Annotated in this window: 12 protein-coding genes; 7 read left to right on the plus strand and 5 right to left on the minus strand. The window is 57.6% G+C overall.

The genetic code is table 11. The features are described 5' to 3' along the window. Nucleotides 1-150 precede the first annotated feature (150 nt). Both I4W07_RS05890 and I4W07_RS05895 read right to left on the minus strand, forming a co-directional pair. The gene (locus I4W07_RS05890; protein WP_196025931.1) at nt 151-1290 is read right to left on the minus strand and encodes a HAMP domain-containing sensor histidine kinase; all 1140 of its coding nucleotides are present in this window, start codon (nt 1288-1290) and stop codon (nt 151-153) included. Continuing rightward, entirely contained in the window at nt 1287-1979 is a 693-nt protein-coding gene (locus tag I4W07_RS05895; RefSeq protein WP_230317508.1) for a response regulator transcription factor, read from the minus strand. The genes I4W07_RS05890 and I4W07_RS05895 overlap by 4 nt, the downstream gene beginning before the upstream one ends. Before the next feature lie 147 nt (nt 1980-2126). Here I4W07_RS05895 and I4W07_RS09390 point away from each other — a divergent pair, with 147 nt between their 5' ends. The 4 genes from I4W07_RS09390 (at nt 2127) to I4W07_RS05910 (ending at nt 7606) form a co-directional block, all read left to right on the plus strand. Next, a complete protein-coding gene (locus I4W07_RS09390; protein ID WP_254179316.1) occupies nt 2127-2198 on the plus strand; it encodes a CD1871A family CXXC motif-containing protein in 72 nt (23 codons plus the stop codon). Then, entirely contained in the window at nt 2191-3093 is a 903-nt protein-coding gene (locus I4W07_RS05900) for a 4Fe-4S binding protein (RefSeq protein WP_196025933.1), read from the plus strand. The genes I4W07_RS09390 and I4W07_RS05900 overlap by 8 nt, the downstream gene beginning before the upstream one ends. A 29-nt stretch (nt 3094-3122) precedes the next feature. Continuing rightward, complete coding sequence (locus I4W07_RS05905) at nt 3123-4094, plus strand: TlpA family protein disulfide reductase (RefSeq protein ID WP_196025934.1); 972 nt, start codon at nt 3123-3125, stop codon at nt 4092-4094. 254 nt (nt 4095-4348) lie between these two features. Continuing rightward, on the plus strand, nt 4349-7606 hold the full coding sequence (locus I4W07_RS05910) for an ABC transporter ATP-binding protein/permease (protein WP_196025935.1): 3258 nt from the start codon (nt 4349-4351) through the stop codon (nt 7604-7606). A 272-nt stretch (nt 7607-7878) separates the two neighbouring features. Here I4W07_RS05910 and I4W07_RS05915 read toward each other — a convergent pair whose 3' ends face one another. Beyond that, nucleotides 7879-8892, minus strand: coding sequence for a hypothetical protein (locus tag I4W07_RS05915; RefSeq protein ID WP_196025936.1), 1014 nt, complete (start codon nt 8890-8892; stop codon nt 7879-7881). Between the two features lie 618 nt (nt 8893-9510). Between I4W07_RS05915 and I4W07_RS05920 the strand changes: the two genes are divergently transcribed. After that, nucleotides 9511-10464, plus strand: a complete 954-nt coding sequence (locus I4W07_RS05920; RefSeq protein WP_195443753.1) for a tRNA dihydrouridine synthase — start codon at nt 9511-9513, stop codon at nt 10462-10464. A gap of 64 nt (nt 10465-10528) precedes the next feature. Here I4W07_RS05920 and I4W07_RS05925 read toward each other — a convergent pair whose 3' ends face one another. After that, complete coding sequence (locus tag I4W07_RS05925) at nt 10529-10774, minus strand: glutaredoxin family protein (protein WP_196025937.1); 246 nt, start codon at nt 10772-10774, stop codon at nt 10529-10531. 51 nt (nt 10775-10825) lie between these two features. After that, nucleotides 10826-11653, minus strand: coding sequence for a TipAS antibiotic-recognition domain-containing protein (locus I4W07_RS05930; protein WP_196025938.1), 828 nt, complete (start codon nt 11651-11653; stop codon nt 10826-10828). A 141-nt stretch (nt 11654-11794) separates the two neighbouring features. Here I4W07_RS05930 and I4W07_RS05935 point away from each other — a divergent pair, with 141 nt between their 5' ends. Beyond that, entirely contained in the window at nt 11795-12532 is a 738-nt protein-coding gene (locus I4W07_RS05935) for an SAM-dependent methyltransferase (RefSeq protein ID WP_230317509.1), read from the plus strand. Between the two features lie 110 nt (nt 12533-12642). Continuing rightward, nucleotides 12643-13854 (plus strand): MalY/PatB family protein, encoded by a 1212-nt coding sequence (locus I4W07_RS05940; protein ID WP_196025940.1) that lies wholly within the window; start codon nt 12643-12645, stop codon nt 13852-13854. Nucleotides 13855-13925 lie beyond the last annotated feature (71 nt).

The following is a 13925-nucleotide window of genomic DNA, read 5'->3' on the forward strand; positions in this document are numbered from 1 at the left end:
CGTATCGCTTTCTTCTTTGGGCCATCTTGAACACCTTTCGCTCTTAACTAGGTGTCCAATTCATCATACCCACTCCACTGTCTCCCATTTCTCATGTCCAAGTTTTGGGACGCGTTTCACAATGTCGAGTGGGACTCCTGGACAGTCGGATCACGTGGTGGCCCCCTTTGAGAGGGTCACGAGCATCACGGTTCCGTTCTCGGAATTTGCTTCGACCTCTACCGTGCCACCGTGAAGCGCTGCAATCTCCCAAACAAGCGCTAGCCCGAGTCCTGCGCCGCCGTATGCCCTGCTGCGGGATTTATCCAGGCGAAAGAACGGTTGGAAGATGCTCTCACGGTACTGCTTGGGTATTCCCGGGCCCTGGTCCTCGACTCTCAGGAACACGTGGCTGTCGTTGTCGCAGATGGAGACGTTGACAGTCGAGCCGGGGCGGCTGTAATGGATGGCATTTTCGACCAGGTTAAACACCAGCCGATAGAGGAGCGTGTCGCTCCCGATTACTAAAGCGTCTCCAGCACAATTGAGGGCTACGCCCTTATTCTCGGCAAGTGGCGCAAGGTCGGTGAGGACCTCTTCGGACAGGGGGCCGAGTTCAACAGCGTCCCCGCAAGGGACACTGCGGAGCTCACTCATCTCGAGCAATACCTTGGTCATTCGAGACATGCGCTCAGTTTGTTCTTGTAGCAGGCCGAGCAGCTCGGCTGTTTCGGCTTGCAAACCGGAGTGCTCGGAGATGAATAGTTCAATCTGTGCTTGCATAAGGGCGAGCGGGGTGCGCAGCTCGTGTGCGGCGTTGCCGGTAAACTGACGCTGTGCAGAGAACCCTTCGCCAAGACGGGCGATCATGTCGTTGAAAGAGGCGCTGCATCGTTGTAGCTCGGTGGGCACATCTTCGCTGAGTCTGATTTCGCTTAGGTTGTCAGGCTGCACACGCTCAACCTGGGCGGCAAAAGCTCGTAGTGGTTTGAGCGCACGGCCGCTCACAAAGTATGCCAGCACGCCGCCAAGGAGTGTGACTCCGGCCGTGATGCACCAGGTTGTCGTGCCAAAAGACTCCTGTGCGTCGTTTACGACGATCGTGACCTTGTCATCGGGGGTCGCTTTCGTTGGGTCGAACGCCTGGGGCGAATTTTCGCCGGTTGCGTTAAAGGCCGAGATGTTACTGCCGATGGCATCCATGTAGCGCATGCCCGTATAGCCGACCAGGCAGTTCGTCAGCACGCATGCCGCACACGTGAGCAGTGCCGTCGTAATCGTTATGCGCCATTGCAGCGAAAGCCTTTTCATTCGCTATCCTCCATAACGTAGCCCTCTCCAATCCGATTGCGAATCGGGTCGTATCCCAAAGCGCTGCGTAGCTTTTTGCGGAGTGACGAGATGTGAACGCGGGTCGCGTTGCTAAAGCTGTTCACGCTGCTATCCCAAACGTGCTCTATAAGCTCCTCTTGGCTTACCGGTCGCCCCTGATTAAGCATCAGGTATTCCAAGATTCCCGTTTCCTTGCGCGTAAGAGATAGGGCCTCGCTGTCTACGGAAGCGATGCACGCCTTGGTGTCAAAGCGGAGCTTTCCACAGGTTAATACTATGTCGCTTTGTGCAAAGCGCCTGAGGGTAAGGCTGCGGATCCTTGCCGCAAGCTCGTCAAGATGAAACGGCTTGGTAAGGTAATCGTTGGCGCCGGCATCGAGTCCGGCGACCTTGTCGGCGACCTCGCCGCGTGCGGACAGAATCAGTACCTTGGTCTCGCAGTCGGTTTTCCTAAGTTCCCTGAGCACGGTCATGCCATCGATACGGGGAAGGTTGAGGTCGAGTACCACGAGGTCAAAGACTTCGACGCCCAGCAGGTCGAGCGCCTCCTGTCCGTCGTGGCAGCAGTCGACGCTGTACGCCAAGTTTCGCAAGCTGCGCGCGATTGCATCGCACAGCGCTCGCTCGTCTTCGACGATCAAAATACGCATAACAGTCTCCTTGCACATTCCAAATCGCGCTTAACACGGATTTTATAGTCGATATGGTCCAATGGTCGCGTAACGAAAGGAGTGGTCGAGTTGTTTAAAGCGGTAAAACCCATGGTACAGGTCGCTTTGTTGATCGTCGGAATTGCCATGGTGTGCTTTGGTGTTATGCGTGGCGAGGCGGATGCCGTGCTGGCCAAAGCGATTAGGCTGTGCTTGGAGTGTATCGGAATTGGATAAAAGAGAAAACACTGCGTCGCATGTTTTGGCCCGATTTCGCGGATTCATTCAGGCGGCGGCGACGCTGGTCACCAACATTCACCTGCCAAACTTTGCCAAAGGAAGCATCTATCAGGGCGCGGGAAAAACAGTCTGCGTACCTGGACTTAACTGCTATTCGTGCCCCGCGGCATCGGGTGCGTGCCCCATCGGGTCGTTCCAGTCGGTGGTAGGTTCATCCAAGTTCAACTTTTCTTACTATGTTACCGGTACGCTCATTTTGCTCGGCGTGCTGCTGGGACGCTTTGTATGCGGCTTTCTGTGCCCGTTTGGCTGGCTGCAGGAGCTGCTTCATAAGATTCCCGGAAAAAAGTTCTCCACGAAAAAGCTTAAGCCGCTCACGTACATCAAGTACGTCGTGCTGCTGTTTGCCGTGGTGCTGCTGCCCGTCTTGGTGGTTAACGACGTGGGCATGGGCGATCCGTTCTTTTGTAAGTACATCTGTCCGCAGGGCGTGCTCGAGGGCGCCATTCCGCTGGCCATTGCCAATGCCGGCATTCGATCTGCGTTGGGACATCTCTTTACTTGGAAACTTGCCGTTCTCATTGCCGTGGTAGTGCTGAGCGTTTTGTTCTACCGCCCCTTCTGCAAATGGATTTGTCCACTCGGCGCATTCTATGCGCTCATGAATAAGGTGTCCTTGTTGGGGATTCAGGTCGACGCGTGCAAATGCGTCTCGTGCGGCAAGTGTTTAAGGGTTTGTCAGATGGACGTTGATGTGGTCCGCGCGCCCAATCATGCCGAATGTATCCGGTGCGGAAAGTGCATCGGGGCCTGTCCCGTCGATGCCATCAGCTATCGCTATGGCCTGGATGTGTCGGCGGAAAAGCTCCCCTTGACCGCCGATAAAAAGTAAACAAGCTTCGACAAAACGGAGGAATGACCATGAAGCTTTCTAAGATTGCGGCCCTGTTTATGGTGCCGGTGCTGGCCTTGTGTCTTGTGGCGTGTTCGGCGCCTGGTGGCAATGCGAGCGAATCTGCGGGCTCCGATCCTGAGATCGCAGAACTCACTGCGCAGAAGCCGACCAATGCCGACGAGGCCGCCGAGCTGTATGCGAAGCTCATGCAGAAGGAGAACGAGATCTTTTCGAGTGATAACGCGCTGTGGGAAAAGGTATTCAATGCGGCAAATAAAGATTCGGCAATGATTGAGGACGGCAGCAATTACGGCGATTTCCTGCTCAAGACCATCGACGGTGCCAAGGATGAGTTCACGGCGGATGAGCTTAAGACGCTCAAGGCCGGTGCACAGCAGATCAAGGAGATCGAGGACAAGCTCGAGAGCTTGGAGAAGGAGTTCCCCGGCTGTGGAAGCACGCCGAGCGCAGGCGAGAGCGTCGATGCTTCGGCCGCTGGCATGACGGCTGGTGCCAATGCTTCGAGCGAGGCGACGAAGTTCCCCAGCTTTACGGGCAGAGACCTGGATGGCAACGACGTGAGCAGCGACGAGCTGTTCTCTAAGAACAAGGTCACCGTCATGAACTTCTGGTTCACTACTTGCAAGCCGTGCGTGGGCGAGCTGGGCGATCTTGAGAAGCTGAATCAGGAGCTTGCCGAGAAGGGCGGCCAGGTCGTGGGCGTCAATTCCTTTACGCTCGATGGCAACAAGGGCGAGATCGCAGATGCCAAGGACGTGCTGAGCAAGAAGGGCGTGACGTATAAGAACATCTGGTTCAAGTCGGATAGCGAGGCCGGTAAGTTCACGTCAAATTTGTTCTCGTTCCCGACAACGTATGTCATCGATCAGAATGGCAACATCGTAGGGGAGCCCATCGTGGGAGCCATTAGCTCAGCCGAGCAGCGCGCAGCACTCGACAAGCTTATCGACCAGGCGATTGCGAATAGCGAGCAGTAAAAAACGCGTAAAGCATGGCGAGGATCGTGCGCCGCTGCGCGGAGTAGTCCGCTGCCTTTCAAGATAATCTCCACCATATAGAGGTCCCGCTCGGGGCCTCTTCTTTTAGGCGCCGTCCCGTTCGTTTTTTGGCGTGCTTCGTTACATTCCTCACTGGCGCCGGCAAAAAATGGGGATAGAGTAGGACAAACGCGTCGAATACGAACGGCGGGGGAGAGCGGGCAAGTGCGCCCGCGTGGGAGAGGTTGCCGTCCATGTTGGAGCTCAAGAGTATTTGCAAAAGGTACGTTACGCAGTCGTTTACGCAGGTGGCGCTCGATAGCGTAAGCCTGTCTTTTCGCGATAACGAGTTCGTGGCCATTCTGGGTCCCTCGGGCTCGGGCAAAACTACGATGCTCAACGTTATCGGTGGGCTCGATCATTTCGATTCCGGTGACTTGCTGATCGACGGCATATCGACCAAGGACTTTCACGATCGCGATTGGGATGCCTACCGCAACAACCGCATCGGCTTTGTGTTCCAAAGCTATAACCTCATCCCGCATCAGACCATTTTGGAAAACGTGGAGTTGGCGCTTACACTCACGGGCGTGGGCCATACCGAGCGCCGCGAGCGTGCGCGCAAGGCGTTGGAGAAAGTCGGCCTGGGCGAGCACGTTAACAAGCGCCCGAGCCAGCTTTCGGGCGGGCAGATGCAGCGTGTGGCCATCGCCCGCGCCCTGATTAATGATCCCGAGATTGTGCTGGCAGACGAGCCGACCGGCGCTTTGGATTCAACGACATCCGTACAGGTCATGGATCTGCTCAAGGACGTGGCGCGCGACCGTCTGGTTATTATGGTCACGCACAATCCCGAGCTGGCGTACCAGTACGCCACGCGCATCGTCAACCTGGCGGACGGCAAGATCACCGACGATTCCGACCCCTTCGATGTTGCCAAGGCCACGCGCCGCGAGGCCAAGCCTACGCGCAAAACCTCGATGAGCTTTGTGACGGCGCTGGGGCTTTCTGCCCGCAACCTCATGACCAAGAAGGGCCGCACGGCCATGACTGCCTTTGCGGGCTCGATTGGCATTATCGGTATCGCGGCGATTCTGGCGCTGTCCAACGGCGTAAACGGCTACATCAAAAAGGTCGAGGAGGATACGCTCTCGAGCTACCCGCTCACCATCTCCAAGCAGGACTACGACCTGTCGTCCATGATGGGCGGACAGGGGGCTGTGGATGATGAGGCGTCCAACGGCGAGGATTTATCCGACGACGGCACCGACGGCAAGGCTCCGGGAACCGATAAGATTCCCGTGGTCACGGCCGTAAAGGATATGTTTGCAAGTGTTAAGTCCAACGACATGACGAGCTTTAAGGCATGGCTCGATGCCGGTGGCGACGGCATCGACAAAGAGGTCAACGCTATTCAGTACGGCTATGGCGTAACGCCGGTTGTCTATCGCGCGGGCAAGGGAGACGAGAAGCCCGTGCGTCTGGTGCCCAATGCCATGACCGAGGCCATGAGCGGCGGCGCGAGCTCGGCAGCAACGGTGAGCATGGAGTCCATGGGAACCTCGGTCTTCAACGAAATGATTGACGACCAGAGCCTGCTCGACAGCCAATACGACGTCGTGGCGGGGCATTGGCCTACGTCTGCTAACGAAGCCGTGATGGTGCTTTCGAGTCGCGGCACGGTGGGCGACTACACGCTCTACAGCATCGGTGCGTTGGATATCAATGAACTCAACGATCTGGTTAACAGCGCCATGACGGCTGACGGTGGGGTCGAGACGCCCGAGACCGGCGCCGACTTTACCTACGACGATGCGCTGTCCACGACGTTTAAGGTGTTGTCGCCGGCCGATGCCTATCGCAAAAACGAAGAGACCGGCATGTGGACTGACATGTCTGGCGACGCCGATTTTATGACGGCCAAGGTTGCCAACGGTATTGACGTGCACATTGTGGGCGTGGTGCGACCCAACGAGACGGCCAACGCGAGCGCGTTGTCCCCGGGCATTGCCTACACGCATGCGCTGACTCGCCAGCTTATGGAGCGCGCCGCCGATTCGCAGATTGTGCAGGAGCAACTCGCCCACCCCGAGACGGATGTCTTTACGGGCAAGTCTTTCGATGAGCTGCAAGGCGAGGCCAAACAAGGCGTGGACCTGGGCAGCATGTTCAGTGTGGACGAGGCGGCGCTCAAGAGTACGTTCTCGTTCGATACGTCTGCGCTCTCGGGTGCGGCTGGCGGCGGCATTGATCTAACGGGCGTCGATCTGTCGGGCCTGGATATTGATCTTTCGGGCGTTGGCAAGGACATCGACTTCGGTGACATCATGGCCAAAGCGCCGGCTCCAGATTTCTCGGGCATCTTTGACGGCCTGGAACTCACGCCCGAGCAAATGCAGCAGGTGGGAACGCTAGCCAACCAGCTGTTTGAGGGCTTTTTGCAGTCTGATCAGTTTAAGGCGCTGACACCCGATGATCTTAAGGACGCGTCAAAGCTTGCCGCCGCGTTCTCGACGTATCTTGAGAGTGATACGGCAGCCCAGCAAATCCTGGCCCAGCTCAAAGCGCTCGGCGGCGATGCCCTGGCCGAGCGCCTGCAGCAGGCGATGACCGACTATGTGCAAAAGCAGCTGGCTCCGTATCTGCAGCAGGCTATGGATCAGGTGATGAAGTCGATCAGCGATCAGATTGCGGCGACGGTGTCAGCTCAGCTCAGGGCAGGCGCAGCAGGGCTCATGGGCCAGATGGCGACGCAGATGTCGTCGAGTTTTGCTAACCTGGCGAGCGCCATGCGCGTGGATGCGAGTGCCTTTGCTCATGCCATTCACTTCAACATGGACGCCGAGGACCTGAGTTCGCTCATGATGAGCTATGCCAAGGCGTCGAAGCTCACCTACGATAACAATCTGACCACGTTGGGTTATGCGGACGAGGCCGACCCCATTTCGGTCAAGATTTTCCCGCGCGACTTTGAGGCCAAGGAGCGCGTACTCGATCACATCGATGCGTACAACAAGCAGGTCAAAGCCGCTGGCCATGATGATCGGGCAATTTCGTACACCGACTACATGGGCATCATCATGGGTTCGGTGACCGACATCGTGAACACCATCAGCTTGGTGCTCATCGCATTCGTGAGTATCAGCCTGGTGGTGAGTTCCATCATGATCGGCATCATCACCTACATCAGCGTGCTGGAGCGCAAAAAGGAGATTGGCATCCTGCGCGCGATCGGCGCGTCGAAGCGCAACGTGGCCAACGTATTCAATGCCGAGACCTTTATTGAGGGGCTTATCGCCGGTGTCTTTGCCATTGTCGTCGTGGTGGCCGTGAGCTTCCCGGTTAATGCCTGGGCGCTTGCTGCCAAACAGGTGCCCAATCTGATGAGCCTGCCCGTGCAGGATGCGCTGGTGCTCATTGCGATTTCTGTGTTGCTAACGGTCGTTGCCGGCCTGCTGCCCGCTCGCAGCGCGTCCAAAAGGGATCCCGTCGAAGCCCTGCGCTCCGAATAATGTGACAAAAGGGTTGTTCCTTTGTCACATTGAGGCACTTGCGAAATCGGGGTCTAATACTTTTCCGAGAAGTGAACGAGTCAAAATGGACCCCCGAAGCATCGGCACTTTCGAGATGCAATTTCCTGCGGTTTTGCCAACCAAATCCTGCGGTTTTGGCGCCAGAAAATGTCGATGCTTCAGGGGTCCAAAAACGGTCGTTCACTTCTTGGAAAAGTATTAGACCTCGAGATATAGACGATGTTCGCGAGCGGCAATTAGATCGAAAGCCTTTAGTTCTTCTTTGCAGAGAGCATGAGCCTAATTTCCGGATGGGTGTATTCGTCGAATTCTTCTGCGGCCTCGGTGTCAAAGGTGTAGTACGACTTGATAGATTCGTCCTCCGTCTTGATGCTGATTTCTTCATATAGGGAGCCAGCTAAAAATGTCTGTTTAAATTCATCCGACAGGCTGCATGGCGTGAGGAGGCCCGGTGTGGCAACGGAAATGTCCAACCCGTTGAGCGGGGCGCAGAGCGTCGCGATATCCTGCTCGGCGCGGGCGAGGTTGTCTGCGAGGCTTGCCTCGGGGTCGATCTGACTGACGTAATCGACGTCCGTGAGCATGCCGTCTGCATCGAAAGAAAGGTAGACATAGGCTGCTTGAGCGCCGAGGTCATTATCGCGCAGATAGCCGATAATGCGGTAGCCGTAGTCGTGATACGACTCGTATGGGTCGTCTGCCGCGACGCGTTCGCACGCGGGCTCCAAGGCATCTTGCGCGATGGCGAGCTGCTCGGCGGCTGCAGCCTTTCTTGCCTGAAGCTCGTTATTTCCCTGGACAAACTGCGGGATGTAGACGCCAAGCAGCACAATGGCGGGCACTGCGATGAGCGCGATAATCTGTTTCTTGGCGCTCGGAATCACAACGCCGTATGCGGCCGCCATGGCCTCGGCATTGCTCGAGGTTTCGGCCAGCACGTCTGCCGCCGTGGCGACTGCCCCTACGGCGCTGGCAACCTCAGCGGCACCGCCCAGGTTGCGTACGAGATCGTTGTCGCTGTTCTTGAGCAGGCGGCCGGCAGCTTGCGTGGCAAGCACGCCGGCGACCTCCGCGGAATGGTCCTTGTTGGTCTGGGCCACCGCAAGCCTGCTCTGCAGTTCCTTCCACTGTTTGCCCTGCATTCCAAAGCGCGGCGCAAGAGCGCAATAGCAAAAGATGGCGAGTTCGATTACGGTGAGTGCGATAGCGGTATATATGCCCGCGGGTTGGAATTCCTTTTGGTGGAACGCGATATCGTTGATCATTTGGAGCGGCAACATCAATAGGCATGCTACGAACGACATGACGAGTGCGGTCGCTGCGATTTTGGGGTATGTGCAGTACCGCTGGATGCGTTTCTGTTCTTGTTCGGTAAGCTGCTGCATGGGGGCCTCGACTCTCATCGTTTTTTGGGGCGATGCGCACACGCTCTTGAGTATAGATGAGTGGAGGATGTCTGTTGTTCATACATAGCGGTCAACAGCGTGCTGTTGGTGATCGTTTGATCGCGAACGTCGTCTTTTGGAGCATGAAGCCGCTGTCGATGCCCACAAACAGCAAATCGAAGGTGAATGGTTTCCCGAGAAGTGAACGACCTAATTTGGACCCCTGAAGCACCCACATTTTTCGACGCTAAAACCGCAGGATTTGAGTGATAAAACCGCAGGAATTGGCCTTCCAAAAGTGTCGATGCATCGAGGGTCCGATTTCACTCGTTCACTTCGCGGAAAACCATTCACCTTCGTTGCATGAGGCGCCGGATGGAAGGGTGATTATCGTCAAGCTGCTGCCTCTGCCTTGTGAATCATCTGGAGCACAAGGCATAATGCATGTAACAAGGGGGCGGTTCCTTTGTCACATCCGTTGATATGAGAGAAGAGTAGATGATTCTTTCGCTTGCCCCTATGGAGGGGATTACCGGGCATGTGTTCCGTCGCGTGCATGCGGAGTGCTTCGGCGCACTCGATTGCTATTACACGCCGTTTTTGCCGCCGCCGCGGGTGGGCAACCGCTTTGGCGGCAAGGCGTTTAAGGAGATCGATCCTGCCAATAACCAGGGGCTTAACGTAGTGCCTCAGCTGATGTCCAAGAACGCGGACGAGTTTGTGTGGGCGGCACAGGTGCTCGCCGACATGGGCTATCGCGAGGTCAATCTCAACTTGGGTTGCCCCTCGGGGACGGTTGTCGCCAAGGGCAAGGGCTCGGGTTTCTTGCGTAATCTCGACGAACTTGAGGTGTTCTTGAGCGACGTGTGCGAACGCTCGCCGTTGCCGGTATCGGTCAAGACCAGGCTGGGGCTGGAGAGTGACGACGAATACGAGCGCGTGCTCGATCTGTATTGCCGCATACCGTTGGCAGAGCTGATCGTGCACCCGCGCGTACAAAAGGACCGCTATACGGGCACGCCGCGCAAGGAGTTTTATGGCGAGACGCTGGAGCGCGCGCCGTTTCCGGTCGCCTATAACGGTGACATTTTTGATCTTGAGGATATGGACGCGCTGGTTGAGGCCTATCCCGGTACACGCCATGTGATGCTGGGGCGTGGCTTGCTTGCGAACCCCGCGTTGGCTCGCATGGTCAAGGGCGGCCCTGCTGCAACGGCTGCTGAGCTGCAGCGCTTCCACGACACGCTGTTTGCGGCATATGCAGAAGAGATTGGCGGTAATGCGGTCTTTCGCATGAAGGAGTGGTGGTTCTACGCCAAATGCGCCTTCGCCGACCCCGCTACCGTCCACAAGCTCGTGCGCAAGACTAAAAAGGTCGACGAATACCGCGCCGCCGTCGATCGCGTCTTTCGCGAGCAGCCACTTGCGCCCATAGCCCGCTTCCACAGTTAGCTAGTCATTGGGGACGTTCTTTAACGACTAGTCATTTAAGAACGTCCCCAACGACTCTGTTGCACTAGAGCAGGTTCTCCTGTGCCCATGCGATGATGTCGCTCGATTCGTAGAGTGGTTTGCCGTCGATGAACAGGCAGGGAACCTGGCGTTTTCCGCCGACGGCGATGAGTGTCTGCTCGGCTTCGGTATCGGTCGAGATATTGCGCTCGGGGATGGTCACACCGTTATCGGCAAGGAATCGCTTGACTTTTATGCAATACGGGCAGCCGGTCATAACGTACAGCGTGAGCTCATGATTAGTAGCCATGGGTCTCCAATCGGTTGAGGTTTCGATTGAAATACCCAAAGCAGCCGCGGTCTATGCGCGCGTCAACGACGACTCGATGGCCTGGACCAGAAACGCCGTGGCTCCGGTGCCGCAGGGCTTGTCGTAGTAGTCAACAAAGCGCTGGTCGGCAAGATAACCGTGGGCGAGGCCCAGGTATGCTTCGTCTTGGGGCTCGTGTCCCCAGTTAAGGGCAATCCATCGACGGTGCATTGCGACAAGTTTGTGGGCCTCGTTGCTCTCTGGGTCGCCAATGCCCATGGCAATCGAAAGCTGGCCCAGAACAGCGCGTTCAAGTTCCTTCATGTCGTTCCATGTCTCGGGGTCCATGTCCAGCAGCGCTTCATCTGCTGCATCGATAGCCTCATCGCCATAGCGCGCCCGCGCTTCGGCGCCGTAGCGCTCCTCGTTTTCCTGCACGGCGCGCCAGCGTTCCAGTTGCGGCAAGACGGCGCCCATGAGCGAGACGGCTTCGTCGAGTGACATGCCGGTGTTTTGTGCCAGACGCGGGGCACAATCCTCGATCATCGCCTCCATGGTGGTGTCGTAGGTGTACTTGCCGTGGTCGTAGCACCACTTGCAGTAATGGTCGGTCGTGGCGCCCGTGGCGTCGGTGCCGCAGTCGTCGGGCGTGAGTATCATGCCGCAGCTCTGGCAATAATGCTCGGGCATTTCGAGCAGGTGGGGCAGCGGCTCTCCGGTTACGGCGGCAATGAGCTTCATCATGTCGATACCCGGGGTGACTTCGCCGCGCTCCCAACGGCTGACGGCTTGGCGTGTGACGAAGAGCTTGGCGGCGAGCTGCTCCTGGGTAAGGTGATGGGCGCGACGGATGGCAATGAGCTTTTCTGCAAAGGCCATAGCGGCTCCTTTCTGCTGGTTGGCGGCTTAAGCATACGCGGCAGCAGGTGCCCTTCCAAGCAACCGTTGGTTGCACGACGGGGAACCGCGGCGAAGAATTGCGCGCAACGCCCCACACCTTCATGCCGTACAATGGCCGGCATGGAACCTATTGCATACATACATACCGATCTGCCGCAGAAGTTCGGCATTCCGCGCAACAGCTTTTTGGCGCCTCATCTGCAGGGACACATCGTCTTTGAGCCGGAATTTGCCTCCAATGCAGCGGTTGAGGGCCTGGACTCCTTCTCTCACCTATGGCTGTTGTGGCGCTTCGAAAACGGAACGCCCGGCGGCACGGCAAACGACATAGCTGCCGATGCCAAGTCGCAGGACAGGTCTGGCACCAACGTCAAGTGGTCGAAGACCGTGCGTCCGCCGCGTCTGGGCGGAGCCGAGCGCGTGGGTGTCTTTGCCACGCGCAGTCCGTTTCGCCCTAATCCCATCGGGCTCACCTGCGTTAAGCTCGACCGCGTGGAGCTTACCGACGACGGCCCCATCATCCATGTGCTGGGGGCCGATCTGCGCGACGGCACGCCCATCTACGATATCAAGCCCTACATCCCGTTTGCGGACTGCCACCCGGATGCGACCGGCGGCTGGATTGAGGGTGCTCCGTGGCAAGAGCTCGATGTTGAGTTTCCACAAGCGCTGCAGGATATGGTCCCGCCCGCAAAGCTCCCCGGCTTGGTCGAGGTCCTTTGCCAAGATCCGCGCCGCGCGGGCAGCAAGCACGAGCCAAACCGCGTTTACCACTTAGCTTATGCTGGGCTCGACATATCTTTTACGGTCGATAAAACCCAGCTAACCGTAGTCGCCGTCAACGACGCGCAAGACTAACCAGCCATTCGTCCGCACCCGTCAAATTAAGCGCCAAACCCATGCCAAAATCGCCCGTGCTGGTGGACAATAACGCCTACCAAAACAATCACTTTGCACGGGAGTTCAGCATGAAATACGACTTTAGCTCGCTTATCGACCGCCACGGCATGGATTCCATCGCCGTTGACTCCTGGGGCGAGATCCCCGGTATGGCTCCGAACGCACCCGATGAGAGCTTCGATCGCATTCCCATGTGGGTGGCCGACATGAATTTTGCCACGGTGCCCACGGTCCAGGAACACATCATTCAGCGTGCCCAGCACCCCATGTTTGGCTATTTCAATCCGCGCCCCGAGTATTTCGACCGCATCATCGAATGGCAGAGCCGCCGTAATGGCGTCGAGGGCCTGGCACCTGAGCATATCGGCTACGAAAACGGCGTGCTGGGCGGTGTCGTGTCGACGTTGCGCGCGTATGTCCAGCCAGGCGATGCGGTGCTGGTCCACAGCCCTACTTACATCGGCTTTACCAAGTCTATCGAAGCCGCGGGCTATCGCATTGTCCACAGCCCGCTTAAGTTCGACGACCAGGGCGTGTGGCGTATGGACTTTGAGGACATGGAGCACAAGCTCGCCCAAAACCACATCCATGCCGCGGTGTTCTGCTCGCCGCACAATCCCTGCGGCCGCGTATGGGAGCGCGACGAGATTGAGCGCGCCATGGACATCTATCGCCAGCACGATTGCGTGGTGATCTCGGACGAGATTTGGTCCGATATCATCCTGCCGGGGCACAAGCACATCCCGACGCAGTCGGTGAGCGAGGATGCCCGCATGCGCACGGTTGCCCTCTATGCGCCGAGCAAGACGTTTAACCTGGCGGGCCTGGTCGGCAGCTACCACATTGTCTACAACGAGACGCTGCGCGACCGCGTGTGCGCCGTGTCCAACAAGACCCACTACAACGAGATGAATGTCCTCTCCATGCATGCGCTGATCGGCGCCTACCAGCCGCAGGGCTACGAGTGGGTGGACGAGCTCAACCAGGTGCTTGCCGGCAATATCGAGTACTTCTGCACGTATGCAGAAAAACAATGGAAGGGCGTCGCGTTTTCGCGTCCGCAGGGCACGTACATGGTATTTCTGGACTGCACCGAGTGGTGTCGCGAGCATGGCCGTGATATTCAGTGGCTGCTCGACGAGGGCGCCCGCGTGGGCGTGGGGTATCAGGATGGCCGTCCGTTCCACGGGCCCTGCCACATTCGCGTGAATCTGGCGCTGCCGCTTTCGCGCGTAAAAGAGGCGTGCGACCGCCTAGACCGCTACGTTTTTGGGGTATAGGGGTCGCACGATTCGGGTACCGCGGCTTGCGCCCATGTCGTCAATGTGCGTGGGCGCATAGAGCGCAGAGG

The sequence above is a fragment of the Collinsella aerofaciens genome, assembly GCF_015670745.1.
Classification (GTDB): domain Bacteria; phylum Actinomycetota; class Coriobacteriia; order Coriobacteriales; family Coriobacteriaceae; genus Collinsella; species Collinsella aerofaciens_T.

Excerpts from the sequence above, each read along its gene's own strand:
- I4W07_RS05935 (WP_230317509.1), top strand. The coding sequence starts at position 11,795 with ATGGAACCTATTGCATACATACATACCGATCTGCCGCAGAAGTTCGGC.
- I4W07_RS05930 (WP_196025938.1), bottom strand. The coding sequence starts at position 11,653 with ATGGCCTTTGCAGAAAAGCTCATTGCCATCCGTCGCGCCCATCACCTT.
- I4W07_RS05895 (WP_230317508.1), bottom strand. The coding sequence starts at position 1,979 with ATGTGCAAGGAGACTGTTATGCGTATTTTGATCGTCGAAGACGAGCGA.
- I4W07_RS05915 (WP_196025936.1), bottom strand. The coding sequence starts at position 8,892 with ATGATCAACGATATCGCGTTCCACCAAAAGGAATTCCAACCCGCGGGC.
- I4W07_RS05910 (WP_196025935.1), top strand. The coding sequence starts at position 4,349 with ATGTTGGAGCTCAAGAGTATTTGCAAAAGGTACGTTACGCAGTCGTTT.
- I4W07_RS05925 (WP_196025937.1), bottom strand. The coding sequence starts at position 10,774 with ATGGCTACTAATCATGAGCTCACGCTGTACGTTATGACCGGCTGCCCG.
- I4W07_RS05920 (WP_195443753.1), top strand. The coding sequence starts at position 9,511 with ATGATTCTTTCGCTTGCCCCTATGGAGGGGATTACCGGGCATGTGTTC.
- I4W07_RS05940 (WP_196025940.1), top strand. The coding sequence starts at position 12,643 with ATGAAATACGACTTTAGCTCGCTTATCGACCGCCACGGCATGGATTCC.
- I4W07_RS05905 (WP_196025934.1), top strand. The coding sequence starts at position 3,123 with ATGAAGCTTTCTAAGATTGCGGCCCTGTTTATGGTGCCGGTGCTGGCC.
- I4W07_RS05890 (WP_196025931.1), bottom strand. The coding sequence starts at position 1,290 with ATGAAAAGGCTTTCGCTGCAATGGCGCATAACGATTACGACGGCACTG.